The organism is Verrucomicrobiia bacterium, assembly GCA_019634635.1.
GTDB lineage: Bacteria > Verrucomicrobiota > Verrucomicrobiia > Limisphaerales > UBA9464 > UBA9464.
In genome coordinates, this window is the sequence record JAHCBB010000054.1 from 1 (window position 1) to 18,753 (window position 18,753).

Below are 18,753 nucleotides of genomic sequence, written 5' to 3' on the forward strand. Positions count from 1 at the left end.
CGTTTTATATCCGAGCCTGCTCAGACCACGCGCTGGCCACACGGTGGCCCTTCAGTTATGCCTGCTCCGGGCGCCTTCGGTCCACCGAATCCAAGTAGTTTTCCTATACGGCCCGGGCCTCCTCCGCGACTCCGTCCAACCGCGAAATAAGCCGGGCGTTCCACGCCCATTCCAACCTCACACTCCGGCCGCCCGACCTATTCCGCTTCGGGGTTAGGCGACATCGTCCACCTCCTCAATAACTCTCACTGCCTCGGCGCGAAAGAAAATCCGCGCACCCTTCGAGGTCTCGCAGACGACCATCTGCGAAAGCGAAAAGGGGATGCCGCCCTTGGCTGAACTCTGGTCTGTGAATCCGACGAAACGAACGCCGGAGAAAATCCTGCCGCTGCTCAAATGCACGTTGACGGTGCGACCATCCTTGATGAACCGCTTCATCTTCACGATGTCATAGGTCGCCGTGCGGCGCTTGAAATAGCCAACGATGCCAAAGAACGAGGCGAGCGCGATGATGCCAATGCAAATCGCAGCCACGAAGCCGAAGACTTGGTAGAATGTGTCTATGCGTGTGCTGTCGCCTAGACCCTATGGCTCAACAACGGACCGTTGAGCGTGGGTGACGAGTCGGGCGGACGTGGGTTAAAAGCCGCGTTGGCGGCCTCCAGAGCCACGGGGTTGTGGCCGGACGGATCCCTCCGCCAGCCAGTCAACCAGAAGTGCCTCATGAACCCGTTACCCACAGCACAAAAGCTCAAGCATGTCGGCCTGGATGTCCACGCCGAAACCATTGCCGTCGCCATCGCGGATCCCGCGGGCGAGGTCCGCTCCTGGGGCAACATCCCCGCGCACACCCACGCGCTGGACAAGCTCCACGAGCGCCTGACCGGAGACAGAACAGCAAGGGACAGGACATCTGTTCGAGCCCGACCGCCGAAGGGATGTCCTGTCCTTTGGGATCCTTCGGTCCCTCGGGATTTCCGGCACGCCGAACTTCGGGGATCCTGGGGGGTGAGCACGGCTGCACGGGGGTGGGGCGGCTCCGCCGGATCCTCGCGCCCGGCCACACTCGCATTTTGCGGGCCGCCTTGGATAACTTCCCGGCGCGTGAAGGCCATGTTGAAGCTGGTGCTCTGGCTGGGGGTGGCGGGTTTGGGTGCCGTGTCACTCGCCACGGTCGCATTCCATCGCGGGGAACCGCTGAACTCCGCCCATCTGGTGATTGCCGCGGTGTGCACCTACGCGATCGGTTACCGGTTTTACTCGAAGTGGATCGTCGCAAGAGTGCTGACCCTCAACGACCGCCGGGCGACTCCCGCCGAGGTGCGGGAGGACGGGCGGGATTTTGTGAAGACGCACCGGTGGATTGTTTTTGGACATCACTTCGCGGCGATCTCGGGTCCGGGGCCGCTGGTGGGTCCGGTGTTGGCGGCTCAATTTGGGTATCTGCCCGGGGCGCTCTGGATCCTGATCGGGGTGGTGCTTGGGGGTGCGGTTCAGGACCTGGTGATCTTGGTGGCCTCGATGCGCCGCGAGGGCCGGTCGCTGGGGCAGATGGTGCGCGACGAGCTGAATCCGCTGGCCGGCACCCTCGCGATGGTGGCGATCCTGGTCATCATGATCATCCTGCTGGCGGTGCTGGCCCTGGTGGTCGTGAACGCCCTGGCCGAGAGCCCGTGGGGCGTCTTCACCGTGGCGGCGACCATTCCCATTGCGCTGGCGATGGGCGGGTATCTGCGCTGGGTCCGGGCCGGACGAACCCTCGAGGCCTCCGTCGCCGGCGTGGTGCTGCTGCTGGCCGCCGTCTGGGGCGGCCAGTGGGTGCACAGTCATGCGGGCGCCGCGGTCTGGTTCACCCTGCCGGCGCCCCGGTTGGCGTGGATGCTCATCGCCTACGGCCTGGCGGCCTCGGTGCTGCCGGTGTGGCTGCTGCTGGCGCCGCGCGACTACCTGAGCACGTTCATGAAGCTGGGGACGATTCTGGCCCTGGCGGGAGGCGTCCTGCTCGTGCTGCCGGTGCTGCAGATGCCGCCGGTCACTTCGTTTGTGGACGGATCGGGTCCGGTGGTTCCCGGGAAGCTGTTTCCGTTCTGCTTCATCACCATCGCCTGCGGGGCGATCAGCGGATTTCACGCCCTGATTGCCAGCGGCATCACGCCCAAGATCATTGCCCGGGAATCGCATGCCCGTTCCGTGGGCTACGGCGCCATGTGCCTGGAATCGCTGGTCGCGATCATGGCATTGATCGCGGCATGCACGCTGGAGCCCGGGGTGTATCTCGCCATGAACATCCGGGGAGCCGGACCCGACGCCGCCGCGATCGCCGCCGACACGGTTGCCAGGGTGCAGGCCACCGGGTTCACCGTGGATCCGGAGACCATGGACGCCCTGGCCACCGCGGTGGGGGAGCATTCCCTGTATGGACGGACCGGGGGGGCCGCAACCCTCGCGGTCGGGATGGCGGCCATCTTCTCCCGGCTCACGCAGGGGCGATGGCTCGATCTTTGGTATCACTTTGCGATCATGTTCGAGGCGTTGTTCATCCTGACGACGCTCGATGCCGGCACCCGCGTGGGGCGCTACCTGCTGCAGGACTTCCTCGGGCACTTGTGGACGCCTCTGGGCAATACGCGGTCCGTGCCGGCGAACGTGCTGGCCAGCGCGTTGATCGTTTCCGGCTGGGGATTCGTGCTCCTTGCCGGTGCGAAGAATCCGGATGGCGGCACCAAGGCCCTCTGGCCCATCTTTGGCATCGCCAATCAGTTGCTGGCCGCGATCGCCCTCTGCCTTGCGACCACCGTGCTGCTGAAGACCGGGCTTCGCCGGAGTCCCCGGGCTCCGGTCCTGGCGCTGGTCACCCTGGTGCCGCTTCTCTGGCTGCTCACCGTCACGTTCACCGCAGGATGGCAGAAGCTGTTTCATCCCTCGCCCCGGATCGGATTCCTCGCCGCCCTTGCGGCAGCGGAGGCCCAGCGGCCCATGCTGGAGACCGCCCTCGCGGATGCCCGGTCCGGCGGGGATTCTGCGGCGGTCGCCCGTGCGGCCGCCGCGCTGGCCACCAACCGGTTGATGCGGGGGAACCACCGGTTTGATGCGGGCATCACCGCGGTCTTCCTGACCATGGCCTCCGCGCTGGTCCTGGTGTCGGTCTGGGAATGGATCCGCCTGCTGCGTGGCAGCCGTCCCGCGGACCTCACCGAGACCGAACCGGTCTGGCTGCCGGACCCCTTTGGATGCGAGCGGGGCGCGGGTGCGGCCCTCGGAACCGCGGCGCTGGCGCTTGGGTTGCTCCGCGAGTGGTCGGGAGAGGCGGCGGTCCAACGGGCGCATGCCCGGATTCAGGAACGGCCGTCCGCGGCGAGCGGCGAGGTCGTCCTGGTGGACGTCCCGGAGGTGCGGACCGCGGTGGAGCGTGCCCGCCGCGTACGGGCCTACCGGATCGCGGCTGGAGAGGACAGGGAGGAAACCCCGAGGTGCTGTTGATCCGGGTGGCTGCTTCGAACAATTGCCGGAATTTCCCCGTCCCGAACTCTCATGCGTATCGGCCTCTATGGCGGCTCGTTTGATCCGGTGCATCTCGGACACCTCCTGGTGGCCCGGGCGGCACTCGAGGAGTTGTCCCTCGACCGGCTGCTCTTTATCCCGGCCGCCCGATCCCCATTCAAACCCGGGGTCGCACCCGCTCCAGACGCCCTGCGGCTCCGCATGTTGCGGCTGGCGCTCGCCGGGGAGAACCGCATGGCCGTGGACGACCGGGAGATTCACCGGGGTGGCGTGAGTTATACCGTGGATACCGTCCGCGAGCTCCGGGCGACCGGCCCGGCGGAGGCCGTCTGGTTTTGGCTGATCGGCTCCGATCATCTGCGCACGCTCACGCAATGGAAGGAATCGGCGGCCTTGGCGTCCCTTGTCGAGTTCGTGGTGATCCCGCGCCCCGGGGGCGGGGCTTCCGGGTTGCCGCCGCCCTATCGCGTCCATCACCTGCGGGGATGGACGCTCCAGGTGTCTTCCTCGGAGATCCGGGAACGTGCGGCCCGTGGCCAAAGTCTCCGGCATCTGGTCCCCGGGCCCGTGGCGGAGGTCCTGACGGCCGAGGAACTTTACCGGAGTCAGCCATGAGGTGGAGCGCTGCGGGATTTATGGCTCGCCGCGGGCGGTTGCCAGCCGGATCGTTCGAAGGGATGGAAGACGGGAGGCACCGGCGTGGCTGTGGAATCCCCGGCGGCAGGAATTCGCTGGTGCGGATCCTCTGGGCGGTGGTCTGGCTGGCGGTGATGCCGCTGCGCGCGGAGGAGGCGGCAGAGATTCTGTTCCATGCGGCGCTTCGGGCGTTTGAGGTGGGACAGTGGGAGCAGTCGGCGGAGGGCTTTGCGCGGCTTACCGTGGAGTTTCCGGAGTTTGAAGGGGTTCCGGAGGCTCGGGAGCGCGAGGCGTTCGCTCGGGCGGAGACCGCCATGGCGACGGGGGATTTTGCATCCGCAGCGGCCCGCTTTGCGGCCTATCGGAAGGCGCATCCCGGCACGCGGCGCTCTGCGTTGGCAGCGGTTCGCGAGGCGACGTGCCGGCTGCGCCTGGGGGATCGTGCGGGAGCCATTGCAGTGCTGGAGGAACCGGAGGGGGCTTTTGGGGCGTTGACCCAGTCGGGAGAGGATCCCGCGGTCCTCTTTGCAGGGTGGCTGCTGAAGGCCGAGGCGCTGCGCGGGGAGCAGCGGTTGGCGGATGCCGAGGCTGTGCTCGCGGGTGCCGGGCCGTCGGCCCGGACCCCGGCGGAACAGTGGGCGCGGCTTGAGGCCCTGGCCGCGGTCCAGGAAGCCGCCGGGCGGCTCGAGGCGGCGGCGGAATCCGCCGACACCCTGTCGTCGGCCCTCGCCGATGCTGGGCCCGGCGAACGATCCGCTGCCGCCTCGGCCCTGGCCGGGCGCCTCTGGCGTCGCGCCGGGAATCCGGAGCGGGCGGACACCGCGTTCTCGCGGAACCTCGCCGCGGGGATCCCCGAGCCGCTGCAGCGGGAGGCGGTGTTGCATCTGGCCGACTCCGCCGTGGCGCGCGGGGATTTTTCCGGAGCCCTCGGCCGCATTCAGTCGTTCTTGCAGGCCAACCCGGAGCCGCCCGATGCCCCGGCGTTTCGGCTGCGCCTGGGGCAGGCGCTGCTGCGTTCGTATCTCGCCGCCGGCGGTCCCACGAATGCGGCGCCCGAGGTGGCCCCATTGCTGGGCCAGGCGGCTGCGGCGTTCGATGCCGGACTCGGCGGCACGGCTTCCCCGGACGTCACCGGCATGCTGCACCTCGGCCGCGGCTGGGTGCTGTGGTATGAGGCCGGCGGTGGGGGAGGGTCTGCGACGCTGGAACGATTGCGTCTGGCGGCGTCCCACTTCGTCGCCGCCGCCGCGTCCCTGCCCACGGGCCATGCCCAGGCCACGGCGCGGTTCAAACTCGGGGATGTCCTGCTGCGACTGCGGGAACCGGTCCAGGCGTTGACAAATTATCTGGCCGTCGCGTCGCAGTATCCCTCGGACACCCAGGTGCAATCCGAGCTGGTGGAACGGGCATTGCAGCAGGCGGTGCTGTCCGCGGTGGAGGCCCGGGATGCGTCGTCGGCCCAGGAGGTCGTGGACCGCCTCTTGGCGCGGCAGCCGGGGGCCGCCACCGCGGGGGACAGCACGCTGACGGTGGCGCAGGCCCTGTCCCGGTCTGGAAATCCCAATGGCGCCCGCGCGGTGCTCCAGCGATTTCTGAAGGCGTATCCGGAATCGCCGGAGGCGGCGGATGCCGAGCTGCTCCTGGCATCGCTGGACCTGCGGGCCGGGGCGTGGAGCGAGGCGATCGCCGCATTGGACGTGTGGTTGACCCGCCATACGAATCACCCGTCGGCGACCCGTGTGGAATTCGACCGCGCCTGGGCGATGGTCCGTGCCGGGGCCTCCACAAACGCCATCGCCCAGTTCGCGGCGCTGGCCGCGCGTTATCCCACCAATGTGATGTCCGAGGCCGCCCTCCTGTGGATCGCCGGGCACCATCATTCCCTTGGGAATTTTTCCCAAGCGGGTGCGGCGTGTGTGAGCATCCTGACCAACGCCGCCTGGCAGGGGAGTCCGGCATGGCACCAGGCACGGCTGTGGGCGGCGGAGGCGGCGCGGGGGCGTCAGAATCTGACCAGCGCCCGCGAGCAGTTGACGGCGCTCCTCAATGACCGCACGACCCCGGATCCCCTCCGTCCTGCGGCCTATTTCGCGCTCGGGGAGATCCAGTTGGAGGAATCGCCGCCTCCCGGCCAGTCTCCCTTGCAGAGTTTTCAGGTGGCCCTCGAAGCCTTCACCGCGGCGGCGCAGTACACCAACTCACCGCTTGTGGCCGCCGCGCTGGGCAAGATGGCGGACTGCCACCTCCAGCTCGCCACCCGTGCCACCAACAGCTACGCGAAGGCGGATGACCTGTACCGCCGGGTTCTCGAAACCCCTGCCGCCGACGTGTCGGCCCGCACCAAGGCGGCCTTCGGACGGGCCATCGTGGCGGAAAAGCGGGCCGGGGATGGCACCGATCCCACGGCGGTTGCTGCGCGCTCCGCTGCACTGCGCCATTATCTGGAGATCGTGAACGGCGAACTCCTGCGTCCCGGGGATGTGGCGGATCCATGGTGGATCAAGGAGGCGGGCCGTGAGGCTGGACGCCTTCTGGAGAGCTCTGCGCGATGGCAGGACGCCGTCGCCCTCTACGAGCGCCTGGCACTCGAGCTGCCCTCCATGCAGGTCGCTTGGGAGCGGCGGGCCGCGGAGGCCCGGAAGCGCTCCGCAGAAACCGCCCGTTGAATCCGGAACGCTCCTCTCCGGGACCGCAGGTCGAGACATCCTGTCGCAGAAAAACCGCCCGACCATCCGTTGATCAGTAAATGCAAATGAAATGCATTGACGGATCGGCGATTCTCTGGACACTGGTCCGCAGTTATTGGGCGATGCTTGGACTTCGATTCCAACGCGGTGGGACATGGCAGGGAGTGGCCGCAGGGGTGGCGACGCTGATGATGTTTCTGGCTTGGTTGCGGGCGGACTCCGCCCTCCACCGCTGGTGGCACTCCGAGCCGGGAGCTCCAGTTGCCTGTTCGCATGGATGCGCCCATGGAGCCGGGGATTCCTCACGCGATTCCTCACTGCCGGCAGCGCCGTGTGCGGTGGATCTTCTCCAGCAGGGGCAATTGGATGTGCCGGCGGCTCCTGCACCGCCAGGGCACGGGACTCGCTGGGTGCTCTGGGTGCGGAGCCAGCCCGATGGGAATGGGGGACATTCCAATGAGCCCGTGGGGCTTCCCGGCTCGTGTGGCCCCCCGTGGAGCCGTGTGTGAAGGTCCCGCGGCAACCAAGGGATAAACGGGTTGCCGCCGGATCCGGAGGGAGTTCGCAAACCGTCACGGCCGGGAGGAGTGCCCGGAGGGGTTTGCGGCGGTTGAGGGTTGTTCACGAGCAATGATTTGGTCCCCAGGCCGGGGGCTTGGGCGGACGGCACGGCTGGGGCCGTGTGTGGCCTGTCGTCCGCCCACCATTTCCAATCCCCCTTTGGTCCGGGGGCAAATTTCCTGCCGATCCAATTTCCGGCACCTGCCGGGTTTCAACAGTCAACCAATTGATTCGATATGATGACACAGTCCCTGTTCCGTTCGGCGCGGATCCTCATCGGCCCCGCGCTCGCTTCCTGGATGCCCCTCGCCTCACCTCTGCGGGCGCAGATGGTTGAGTTTTACATCGGCATTGATGGACGTGAGGTGCTTGTTTCCGGGCCTTACGCCGGGAAGCCCAATCCCAATGCCGGAAGGCTCACCTTCTTCTACGCTCATGCCTACGCCTACGTGCCGGGCCTGCAGCCTCCCGGGCAAAGTGCCTTCAACAACAACCATTACCACGGCATCAGCGCCTACAGCTTGAGCGGTCCGGTGGACGATCCGGTCGTGGTGAACACCAATGCCAACAGCCGGATTCCCGAGACGTTCACGGGCCAGCCGCCGTTGACCCTGGTGCCCGCGACCGAGGGGCTCTATGCGGGAAAGCTGGTCAATGCACGCACGGCGGAGCACTACAGCAATCCCTCCCTCCAGTCTGTCTGGTGGCTCAATGATCCGTCCAAGTGGGGGCCCGGTTCCCCGGAATGGGTCATGTTCCGCAGCAGCGGTGGCACCCGGACCAACAGCCTCGAAGGTGCGGTCGTGGCCCTGGAGTTGGTGGGGCGGAGCGAGGGGTTGCACATCGGTTCGGCGGAACAGATGGAAATCCTGGTAAATCCCGGAGACCGCCATGTGCTCGGGGACGGCAACCTGATCAATTTCGTCCCGGTTTGCTGGGTGGAAGGAGAGGCTCCAGAGGGCCATTACTGGGCTTCCTACAAGCTGGTGGATGTCGGCAATGGCGAGGGGCACACGCCCTTCGGCGAATCGGGAATCTACTGGTTTGACTATCAGGTCGCCGGGACGCCGGCACTCGAAGTTGCCGCCACGGTCAATCTCACCCTGCCGCTCGTGACTCCTGGCTATGTCCTGGAGGCGGCGCCGACTCTGGAGGGGCCTTGGGAGCCCGTTTCCCTGCCTCCCGGGACGGTCCACGGCAGCGAGCACACGGTGACGCTGCCGGCGGCGTCCACGATGCAGGTGTTCCGACTGCACAAGCAGTGAGGTTTCCTGCCGCAATTCATGGAACCTCGGCATCCACATCTCGGCGGCGGGTTTCGGTCGTGCAGGCGACCGGGGCCCGCCCCCGCACCGCAGCGTTCCCCGGAGCCAACATCGTCCGCCAGGTTTTCGTGCGGGTCGAAGGACTGGAGACCGGTCCGCGCGCCGGTTCGAACCTCGTTGGAACCGCCGGTTTCGCGAAGCTCCAACGGCCGGATGCTCGTACTGAAGCTGCTGGCAGGTCTGAGCTTCGCCCTGGGCATGGCGCGGGCGCATGTGCACGTCCAGGTCGGATACAGTGCCGGCCGGTGGGATTTGCACGTGCTCGATTTTGATTCGGGCCGATTCGCTCCCGAGCAGTATCCGCTCTTCGTGGCCCCGGCGGCGCGCCAGGCGGTTCCAGCGGGGGACTCCTTCCGGTTCCTGGGCCCGGCGGGTGATGCCGTGTGGATTCTCCCGCAGAACGAGGCTTCGGGGCTGCTCAATCTCGGCATCGGCACCTCGGGCATCGGCCCCGGGGTGTTCGTTGGCAACCAGCTCCGGCTCTCGCTCGCACGCGTTGATGGCCCCGGCCACTTCGCAATGTTCTCGCTCTCCCCGCTGGGGGTACCGGTGGTCCACCTGGCCTCCGCGGATGGCGTCCACCCGGACGCCGACGTCCTGACGCTGCCAGCCGTGAACGGCCACATGCATGTCAACTGGAGTTTCTCCGCACCTGGGGTGTATCGCGTCGGCTTTGTGGTCCATGGAATGTTTGCCGCCACCGGTCTGCCGGCCGCCAGTCCGGTGACGGACTACACGTTCATCGTTCAGGGTCCGCCCGCACCCCGATTGTCCGCGCCGCGCCCGCGGTCCGATGGCACGTGGGAACTACAGGTCACCGCGCCTGGCGGGGAGCTTGTTCGAGTCGAGACTTCCGACGGACTTGGGCCCTGGGCGCCCTTGCTCGAACTCACCGGCACCGGGGAACCGGTGAGCTTCGATCTGCCGGCCCCCGGCAACGCACGCCAGTTCGTTCGAGCCGTAATTCCCTGAACCCGACGCCGTCATGCAGGTTACCCATCTTCTCAGCCAGCAGTCCGGATCCACCGCGCCCGCGTCCGCCGGGCCCAGTCTCACCCCGGCTTTCCTCGGCCTCATCGCCATCGCCAACGCCTATCTCATGGACTGGACGTGGGCTCGTGGCGCGCCGATTGCGGACCTCAGCGCATTGGGCGGTGCGGTGGTGCTCGGTCTGCCATTGCTGCGGGCCTCGTGGCAAAGCCTCCGGCGCGGCGAAGTGGGCATCAATGAACTCGTCAGCCTCGCCTTCCTGGCCGCCTTCGCCTCGGGCGACTACCGGACCGCCGGACTCGTGGCGTTCTTCATGCTGATGGGCGAGGTGGTGGAATCCCGCACCGCTGCTGGCGCTCGTGCGGCCATTGAAGCCCTCCTGCGTCTGGCACCGACTCGTGCCCGGCGACTCGACGACGCCGATGGCGAACTGGAGATCCCGGCCAGCGAACTGCGTCCGCAGGATCGGATCCGCGTGCGTCCGGGCGACAACATCCCGGCCGACGGGCTCGTCCTGGCCGGCGCCTCCGCGGTCAACCAGGCCAACCTCACCGGGGAATCGCTCCCGGTGGACAAGGGGGCTGGCGACGAGGTGTTTGCCGGGTCCACCAACCTGACCGGTGTGCTGGAGATCCGGGTCACCCGGGCCGGCGAAGAGACGACGCTGGGCCGGGTCCGCGAACTCATCCTCGCCGCCGAACAGACCCGGCTGCCCATTTCCCGGCTGATTGACCAGTACGTCGGATACTACACCCCGCTGGTGCTGGTGTTGGGCGCGCTGGTGTGGGCATTCACCCACGATCTCAATCGCGTCATCGCCACGCTGGTGGTCTCGTGCCCCTGCGCCTTCGTGCTTGCCACGCCCACGGCCATGGTGGCTGCGCTGGCCGCCGCCTCACGCCTGGGCATCTTGGTGAAGAATGTCGCGGACTTCGAACTTGCCGGACGTCTCAACGCCTTTGTCTTCGACAAGACCGGCACCCTGACCACCGGACGCCTCGGTGTGTGCCGTCTCCAGCCCATCGGGGGGATCACCCCCGCAGAGTTGTTGCGCTTTGCTGCCGGTGCCGAGCAGTTCAGCACCCATCCCGCCGCTCGCGCACTTGGCCAGCTCGCGGAGGAGGCGGGCGTGCCCCTGTCCGGGGTTCAAGACTTCCGCGAGGCGGCCGGCCGCGGGGTCGCCGCCAGTGTGGATGGCCATCACGTGCTCGTCGGCCGGGCGACGTGGCTGCGGGATCAGGGCGTCCCGCCCGGTTTCGAGGCCGGACCCGACCTTGCCGAAGCCGCCGGCTACAGTCTGGTGTTCGTTGCGGTGGACGGCCGGGCCGCCGGTTGGATTGCGCTTCAGGACCGCGTGCGCGCGGAGTCGGCCGAAACGGTCGCGGCATTGCATGCGTTGGGCGTCCGCCGTTCCGCGCTCGTGTCCGGGGATCGCAGTCTCGTTGCGGAGCGGGTGGCCGCGGAAGTGGGACTCGACACCTTCGTTGGCGACTGCCTTCCCCAGGACAAGGTGGCGTTCGTGGAACAGCTCAAGCAGCAGGGCTTGCGCGTCGCCGTGGTCGGGGACGGCGTGAACGACGCGCCGGCACTGGCGGCAGGAAACCTGGGCATCGCGATGGGTGCTGCAGGAAGCGATGTGGCGATCCAGAGCGCCTCCATTGCCCTGCTCAACAGCGACCTGCGCCGACTGCCGTTCCTGCTGCGGTTGTCGCGGGCTGCGCGCAACACCATCCACCAGAATTTCCTGGTCGGCCTGGGGTTCATCGCGGGCGGCCTCGCCCTCGCGATGCTGGGCCGGATCAATCCCGTCGTTGCGGCCCTGCTGCACAACGCCGGCTCGCTGATCGTGGTGTTCAACAGCGCCCGCCTCGTCCGTCAGGGCGAGGAGTTCGAGCCCCTCCGGGCGGACGCCGGCCCCGTGCCCGCATCCGGTCCGCAGTCCGTTCCGATCCCCGCCTGAACGTCCGGTGGAGTTTTCCCGCGTCGGGATCGTCCCCGGGGAACGAGATCGGATCGCAGGGGAGCAGCCATCCAGGAGGCGAAAGGGTGCGTGCCGACGCGCGGATCACTTCTGGATCCAGCTCAGGGAGGCGTTGTGGCTGGTGATTCCGTACTCGCGGCCGCCGGCGAAGCCGCCAGCAGGCTCCCGGTGTCGTGCAACGGTGAGCAGGTGCCAGCCCGGCTGCCCGGACCCAAAATGGAGCACGCCCTCCGAGTCTGCGGTGAGCTCACGCTCGCGCTCATCGGGAGTCCGCAGGATGGCCCGCGCGCCGGGCAGGGGCTTTCCGCGGAAGCAGACTCGAACGGTTCCCGGAGACTCCCCGGGCACGAGATCCAGTGTCATCATGGGGCGGGCGCCCTGTGCGTGCACCGGATGCCACCGGGCGTAAAACAACGGTCGCCGGGCATTGGGTCCCGGGGTGCCCATGATGACGAATGCCGTTTCCGCCAGGGCTGGAGACTCCGGGTCTCCCGGTGTGAGGGCGAAATGGTCCGCCTTCTTGACCACCAGAAGATTTGTGAGAACCGACCCGCCTGCGGCGGACCACGCATTCGGCAGCAGCAGGCTGTCGAGGTGTCCCGGAGACCGTTCCAGCTTTCCATCCGGTTCGGCAAAGCGGACGACCAGGGTGCCGGTGCTGTCGGGCTCAATCCATACGGAATGGGCGCGAACGATGGCGGGAGACCCCAAGGCAAGGGCGGCGGCCGCGAGGAGAGTATGAAGTAGTGAATGTGGGTTCATGATCGGATCGAGCTTCAGGGGGTGGTGGGGGATTCCGGCTCGGGATCGGGTCGCCGAAGCCGGAAGAATTGAACGGGTTCGACGGATTCGGAGTCCGGGATCCAGTGGCCGTTCCGGGGTTCCAGGAATTCCAGGCGGCCGGTGGCCTCCCGCCATTCCTTGAGATCCGTGGACACCTCAACGACGGGCGCGCCAGGTCCGTCGTCGGTGATGGCGAGGCCGGGACCGGAATCCGCGACGGCAGGTTGCGGCTGAATCCGCAACACGCTGCGGTCGGAACCGGGATCGGTGCCCTGCAGCCATTCCGTGATGTTGTTCACGCCATCACCGTCCGAATCGTCGTCGCCGGTGGAATCGCGACCCCCAAGGAACAGTCGTTCCCAATCATCCGGGAGCCCGTCTTCATCGTCGTCATCCGGGCCGATCAGAACTCCCTCAATCGTGAGGCGGGGCGGGTCGTACACGAGGTTGTCGCGCGTTGCGAAGTCGGGATAGGTCGGCGTTCCAGACAATCCCGAGGACTCACCAAGCCAGGTGACCGTCAGCCAGAGGCGCCCGGAGCGCAGGGATTCCTGCAGGTAGCCCCGGACGTCGGGGTCGGCGACGTTGACGTCGAACCGGACCGTGGCTCCGGCGGGCACGGGGTCGCCGGCAGCGACATCAGTGACGATGCCGATCGCGAACGGACGCGTCGGGAATGGGGAGTACGCCTCGTTGGTCTTGCCCACGTTGTTGCCGACGTCCACCCGTTGCCGGGCGGGATTGAATCCTGCGGCGAACGCGTTCCGGCGTCCCGTGGATGCGGGACCAAACGGCGAGGATTCCTCAAAGGTCCATGCCGTGAATTCATTGCGAAATCCGGCCCCGAAGAGCTCGATCGGACGCCCGGGGTCTGGATCGGGAATTGCCCGCGGATCCTCCGGGGGCAATCCCGATTCAAACGGGTCCGGAGTCGGGTCATGGATGAAGCTGTCAGGTCGCAGGACCGTGAGTTCGAGGCGGGCCGCAGTGATCCAGTAGTGGGCCCGGGGATGTCCCGGTGGGACCGCCTCTTCGGTGTCCCATCCGATGAGGAATTGCCCATGCCGGGTGTCCACGCCGGCCTCGTCGCCAAAGGTCGAGAAGACGGGTGCGGCGGCACGCGTTCCCGGTGTCGCGTTGAAGGGATACATCCAGCGGTCCCGGGAGGGTTGGGCAAACTCGTGCTGGAATTCGGCCCCGAATCCCGTGAGCACGCCCAGCGTGATGCCGGCGACGAGGCGGCCACTATTCATGGCGGGCCTTTCTGAGTCGCACGGCCAGGCCGGCGACGCCGAGCAGCATCAGGGCCCATGTGGACGGCTCGGGCACCACGCCCCCGGACCGCGTGTCCAGCGTGATGGAATCCAGACTCAGACTGCTGCCGTCCGCGACGAACCGGATCTCAAATGAGGTGACCCCCGAGTCGGTGAGATTCCATTCCCAGAGGGACGAGACCGAGGCCCCCAGGAGGGTGCCCCGGTCGGTTTCCGTCCGGGACGTCATCAAGAGCTGCGTGCCCGCTCCGACATCGTAAGCCAGCTGGACGGAGGCGTAGTCGAGCTCTGCGCCGAGGGTCCGTGCCTGGAACACGACGAGCCCGACGGGATCCAGTGACGATTGCCTCAAGGTGAACGAGCTAATCCCCCCGGGGTTGTAGATGTTTCCGGATCCGGTGATGAACGCGCCGGGATCGTGCTGGAACAGGGTGGCCGCGGTGCCGCTTCCCGGCAGGTCCGGGCGGCTGCCCGGGTCCCCTGAGGAGGACGTGAAGGACTCCCAGCCATGGTAGAGGGTTCCCGGAGTGCCGCGCCATGATGGTGTGACAAAGCCTTCTTGTGACGCGTGGGCGGATGAGACCGCGAGGGCGAAGGCGATGACGGAGGGGAACGGGCGTGTGTAACGCATCAATGTCATGCGTCGAGATTGCGGCGAATCCCGTGACCCCGCTGCCCCTCGAATGCCATTGATCACCGGTCCGTTGTTGCCGGTGGCTTGCGATTCCTGGCGGGGGGTTGCGCAGGACGCTTTTCAGTTCACGCGGCGAATTCGGAAATAGCGTTGTTCCGTCTTTCTCTGAAGATCGAGCACGATGGAGGAATCCTCAATCCGGGGAACACCCACTTCAACCATCCACGGTACCGCCGGGTTGAGAGCGGGGCGTGATTCCACCACCACAAGCAGATCCCGCACGGACCACCGCAGGCGATTCAGGGTCACTCCGTTGCTCGAAACGACCGTTTCCGTAATGAGGCCAGTTTCGCCCTCTGCATGGAGAACCAATCTCGCCCGAAACCCATCGGGCTGGCCCGAAGGCGATCTGGTTCCAGAGCCAACAATCCATTGTCCGTCCGGGAGAAAGCGCTGAAAGGCTGAGGGAAGGATGGAGCGGGCGGGAGGCAGGTGGATTCGAGTCAAGATCGCTGCCCCGCCACGCTTCGATCTTCAGGGCGACCTACGGGGCGTTGGTGCTCACCCCGAAGTAACGCTCAAGATCGGCCGGGGCACGGATCACGTATTCCGTGAAGGGAAAGCGGCCGGTGACGGCCGCCCGCTGGACAAACGATCCGCCGACCGATGAGGCCGTTCGCAGGGAGTACCGCAGCCCGTCCAGAGCCGGCCATTCAAAGCGCCAGAATCCGGGCTCGAACTCGGTCCATTCCACACGCAGCGGGGCATCGGATACGTGTGGCGGTGTGCCAACCATTTGTTCCCTCGCATTGCTCGCGCCATCGCCATCCGGATCGTCCCGCGGACCAAATCTCAGGTCGCCAAACGCCTGCCGCTCCCATTCGTCGTCCAGACCGTCACGATCCGTGTCCGTGATCGGGATGCCGTCCACGATCAACTGCACCAGCGTGACCGCACCGGTGGCCGGACGTGTCCCGGCACCCAACGGGATCACGGTGTCGCGCTGGTCACTGACCTCCACCCGCCATTCGCCGAAGCTCGATTCGTAAAAATGCTGGGTGCTCCAGTAGGTCCAGTCCACGGGACCCGGCGCCTCGTGGTTGTTGATGGCCTGCAGGATGGACCGGGTCCCCATCGGAGACACCAAGGTGACCCGGACGTCCGAACGGCGGGTGTGGGTGGTGCGCAGGCGCACGCCCACATGGGTGCAGACCAGCGTATTGGTGACTTCGAGGGTGTAAAAGGTCGGGATCAGCAGCAGGCGTGCCGTGGCGGCCGGGTTGGCGGCTGCGTAGGTCCGGATGGCGTCGCCGGTGGAGCGGGCAATACTGACGGCAGGGATCCGGGCGAACTTGGTCCCGCCCATCGCCTGGATTTCGGTGGTGCCGGTGTTGTTGTACACGATTGCAAACGAGGCCCCGGCCTGGGCGGCCCGCTCGATCTTTTCCGCAAAAAGGGTTCCCCCGCGCTGGATGAGTGCCGCCCGCCCGGTGAGGTCCCGGGTGATCGGCCCGTTGGCCAGGCCCACATCCACGATCGGCAGGAAGCCGGTCGGGTTGTCCGGATGCCGTCCGAGGGACGGCAGGCACTTCACCGAACGCAGGGTGGCCGGGACGTCGGGTCCGGCGAGTCCCACACGCAGGGCATCATCCGGGATCTCCCGGCGCACCCGGCTTTCGACGACCACGCGTTCCGGACGGGGCAGGTTGTTCCAGCGAAGGGCCATCTGAACGGCCGCCGCGGCGTCGGGCATGCCGAACCCGACGTTCTCGCTCACCCGGAAGCCTGCGCCATTGGTCCGCATGGCGGGGTCTGCCAGATCCAGGTGGCGTGAGCTGAGGGCCAGGATGTGCTGGACGTCCCTGAAGGTGAGATTGGTGTTTGCGGCGACCACCATGGCGGCGATGCCGGCAATCTGGGGGGAACTCGCGGACGTGCCGTCGAACCCGGTGTAGTTCGCCCGATCCGTGGATCCCGCGCTGTAGCCGTCGTTGCCCGTCCGGTCCGTGGTCAGGACATCGTCGGTCGGAAGGCCGTCTCCCTCGGGCGGGAATGTATCGCCGCTGGGCGCGCCGACGAGAATGTTGGCGCCCGGGCTGCTGTAACTTGTCACCCGGCCGTCCTTGCGGATCGCGGCCACGGTCACCACGCGCGGGTCGGCGGCGAACCCATCATCATTCGCATTGGAGGCACGCAGTCGGGCGTTGCCGGCGGCCCGCACGATGACCACGCCGAGGCCCCCCCGGCCGTTGGTGACCGCGTTGCCCACCCCCGAGCTGGCGAGCGCATCCATGCCCAACTGTCCAAGGGTGGCGTTGCCCCAGCTGTGATTCTGCACGGCCACCCGGTTGGACAGGTACTGGAACATGTCCATCAACTGCTCGTCGCTCGCAAAGCTCTCGAACCCGAACACCGAGGTTCCGAACAGCACCCAGCTGACCAGCTGCGCCCGGGGCGCCACGCCGGAGACGCCCCGGCCGTTGTTGTCTTCGGCGCTCACCAGGCCGGCCACTGCCGTTCCATGATTGGCCTCGCTGGATGCCGGCAGCCCGGTGGGCAGACTTCGGAAGAAATTGTAACTCAAGCCCTGGGCGATCCGCCCGGACAGGTCCGGATGCCCCGTCTGCACCCCGTCATCACCCACGCCGACGATCACGCCCTCGCCACGGGTGACCGGCCAGGCGCCCCGGACATTGAGGTCGGGGCCGGTGAGGTTCCGGTCCGTGCCCCGATGGTCGAGGTGCCACTGCTCGTTGAAATAGGGGTCGTCGGGAACAGGGGCGAAAGTACGATGGCGTCCCCAGGGACGGCGCATCACCGGATAACAAGCGATCACTCCCGGCTCCTCCGAAAGGGCCACGGCCGCCTCAATGGCGGCGCGGCTGTCGGTGGCCTGCAAAATGAACAATCCCGGTTCCGGCTGGCGGTCGAGGGTGAGGGGGACGGAGACCGTGGCCAGAAGCGCCTCCGGGGACACCCCGGGACCGGTCTGGAGGACGACGCGATCGCTGAACTCCACCTGATGTTCCGGCTCGTCCACGACGGTGGCCCGCGTCCAGGGCCGGGTGGCCGGGGCGGCGCGTGTGGCACCCGGGGCCGCGGCGGCAGGTTCCTCGAGCAGGTAGGCGGTCGGCAAGGGTTCCCGAAAACGCACGGTGGCCGCGGAGGCCGCGGCGAGCCCTCCGGCGGCCACCAGCATCCAGACGCCCAGACGCATCGTGCGGACGGCCGGGTCAGGTCGGCAAACGCTGGTGATCATGAATTCATCCGGGAAGGGACCCGAAGCGACTAGACACCAGCGCGGGGGCTTTGTCTAAGCGCCGTTGATCAGTTCCGACACCAGGGCCTTCTCCTCGCGAAGCTCCGCCTCGGTGGCGGCGATGCGCGCCCGGCTGAACTCGTTGACCGGCAGTCCCTGGACGATTTCAAGGCGGTGGCCGTCGGCGCGCATCGGGAAGCTGAAGAGCAACCCCTTCTCGATGCCGTAACTGCCGTCGGAGCACACGGCGACGCTGAAGCATTCTCCGGAGGGGGTCGGCCGAGTGATCGCCCGGACGGTATCCACTACCGCATTGGCGGCCGATGCGGCTGAACTGGATCCGCGGGCCTCGATGATGGCCGCGCCCCGCTTCTGCACGGTAGGGATGAAGGTGTCGCTGAACCAGGCCAGGTCCTGAATGACCTCCGTGGCGGGCCGGCGGCCGATCGTCGCGTTGTGGAAGTCGGGATACATGGTCGCGCTGTGGTTGCCCCAGATCGCGAGGTGGCGCACCTCGGTGATGGGTACGCCGGCCTTGCGGGCCAGCTGGGTGCGCGCCCGGGACTGGTCGAGCATGGTCATCGCAAACCAGCGGTCCGCCGGAACCGCCCGGGCGCTGTTCATGGCGATGAGGGCGTTGGTGTTGCACGGGTTGCCCACCACCAGGACGCGGACGTCGGGGGCTGCGGACCGGGCGATGGCCTGCCCCTGACCGACGAAGATCCGGCCGTTGATGCCCAGCAGGTCCTTCCGCTCCATGCCGGCCTTGCGCGGCACGCTGCCGACGAGGAGCGCCCACTGAACTCCGCGAAAGCCCTCATCAAGATCCGCCGTGGTCACCACGCCGCGGAGCAGGGGGAAGGCGCAGTCGTCGAGTTCCATGACCACCCCCTGGAGCGCCTTGAGGGCCGGCTCGATTTCCAGCAGATGGAGAATCACGGGTTGATCGGGACCGAACAGCCCGCCGGAGGCGATGCGGAACAGCAGGGAGTAGCCGATCTGGCCGGCGGCGCCGGTGACGGCAATGCGGATGGGTTCGTTCATGAAGGATGCAGAAACCCGGCGACTATGGGAGGCGCCGGGGCCGGCTGCAAGCGCCGGTCCGGTGACGTTCAGCATTCG

At 67.2% G+C, this 18,753-nt stretch carries 13 protein-coding genes; 6 read left to right on the plus strand and 7 right to left on the minus strand.

Annotated features, from left to right (window positions below; translation table 11 throughout):
- Positions 1–213: 213 nt before the first annotated feature.
- Positions 214–534 carry a hypothetical protein gene (locus tag KF791_20170; protein MBX3734899.1) on the minus strand — a complete coding sequence of 107 codons (321 nt, stop codon included), beginning with the start codon at positions 532–534 and terminating at the stop codon, positions 214–216.
- A 579-nt stretch (positions 535–1,113) separates the two neighbouring features.
- Between KF791_20170 and KF791_20175 the strand changes: the two genes are divergently transcribed.
- The 6 genes from KF791_20175 to KF791_20200 all read left to right on the plus strand — a co-directional run bounded on the left by KF791_20175 (position 1,114) and on the right by KF791_20200 (position 11,660).
- Positions 1,114–3,480: a carbon starvation protein A gene (locus tag KF791_20175; GenBank protein ID MBX3734900.1), complete on the plus strand. Its 2,367-nt coding sequence runs from the start codon at positions 1,114–1,116 to the stop codon at positions 3,478–3,480.
- Between the two features lie 51 nt (positions 3,481–3,531).
- Positions 3,532–4,116 carry a nicotinate (nicotinamide) nucleotide adenylyltransferase gene (nadD, locus tag KF791_20180; GenBank protein ID MBX3734901.1) on the plus strand — a complete coding sequence of 195 codons (585 nt, stop codon included), beginning with the start codon at positions 3,532–3,534 and terminating at the stop codon, positions 4,114–4,116.
- 119 nt (positions 4,117–4,235) lie between these two features.
- The gene (locus tag KF791_20185) at positions 4,236–6,803 is read left to right on the plus strand and encodes a tetratricopeptide repeat protein (GenBank protein MBX3734902.1); all 2,568 of its coding nucleotides are present in this window, start codon (positions 4,236–4,238) and stop codon (positions 6,801–6,803) included.
- Positions 6,804–7,621: 818 nt separating this feature from the next.
- Positions 7,622–8,650 carry a hypothetical protein gene (locus KF791_20190; GenBank protein ID MBX3734903.1) on the plus strand — a complete coding sequence of 343 codons (1,029 nt, stop codon included), beginning with the start codon at positions 7,622–7,624 and terminating at the stop codon, positions 8,648–8,650.
- A 213-nt stretch (positions 8,651–8,863) separates the two neighbouring features.
- Complete coding sequence (locus tag KF791_20195; GenBank protein MBX3734904.1) at positions 8,864–9,682, plus strand: choice-of-anchor M domain-containing protein; 819 nt, start codon at positions 8,864–8,866, stop codon at positions 9,680–9,682.
- Between the two features lie 13 nt (positions 9,683–9,695).
- Complete coding sequence (locus KF791_20200) at positions 9,696–11,660, plus strand: cation-translocating P-type ATPase (GenBank protein ID MBX3734905.1); 1,965 nt, start codon at positions 9,696–9,698, stop codon at positions 11,658–11,660.
- Between the two features lie 105 nt (positions 11,661–11,765).
- On the opposite strand, the gene KF791_20205 is transcribed toward KF791_20200, so the two are convergent.
- The 6 genes from KF791_20205 to KF791_20230 form a co-directional block, all read right to left on the minus strand.
- Positions 11,766–12,443: a hypothetical protein gene (locus KF791_20205; protein ID MBX3734906.1), complete on the minus strand. Its 678-nt coding sequence runs from the start codon at positions 12,441–12,443 to the stop codon at positions 11,766–11,768.
- Positions 12,444–12,457: 14 nt separating this feature from the next.
- Positions 12,458–13,717: a hypothetical protein gene (locus tag KF791_20210; GenBank protein MBX3734907.1), complete on the minus strand. Its 1,260-nt coding sequence runs from the start codon at positions 13,715–13,717 to the stop codon at positions 12,458–12,460.
- On the minus strand, positions 13,710–14,378 hold the full coding sequence (locus KF791_20215) for a PEP-CTERM sorting domain-containing protein (GenBank protein ID MBX3734908.1): 669 nt from the start codon (positions 14,376–14,378) through the stop codon (positions 13,710–13,712). The genes KF791_20210 and KF791_20215 overlap by 8 nt, the downstream gene beginning before the upstream one ends.
- Positions 14,379–14,492: 114 nt before the next feature.
- The gene (locus tag KF791_20220) at positions 14,493–14,681 is read right to left on the minus strand and encodes a hypothetical protein (protein MBX3734909.1); all 189 of its coding nucleotides are present in this window, start codon (positions 14,679–14,681) and stop codon (positions 14,493–14,495) included.
- Between the two features lie 235 nt (positions 14,682–14,916).
- The gene (locus KF791_20225; GenBank protein ID MBX3734910.1) at positions 14,917–17,631 is read right to left on the minus strand and encodes a S8 family serine peptidase; all 2,715 of its coding nucleotides are present in this window, start codon (positions 17,629–17,631) and stop codon (positions 14,917–14,919) included.
- 54 nt (positions 17,632–17,685) lie between these two features.
- Positions 17,686–18,675 (minus strand): malate dehydrogenase, encoded by a 990-nt coding sequence (locus KF791_20230; GenBank protein ID MBX3734911.1) that lies wholly within the window; start codon positions 18,673–18,675, stop codon positions 17,686–17,688.
- Between the last annotated feature and the right edge of the window lie 78 nt (positions 18,676–18,753).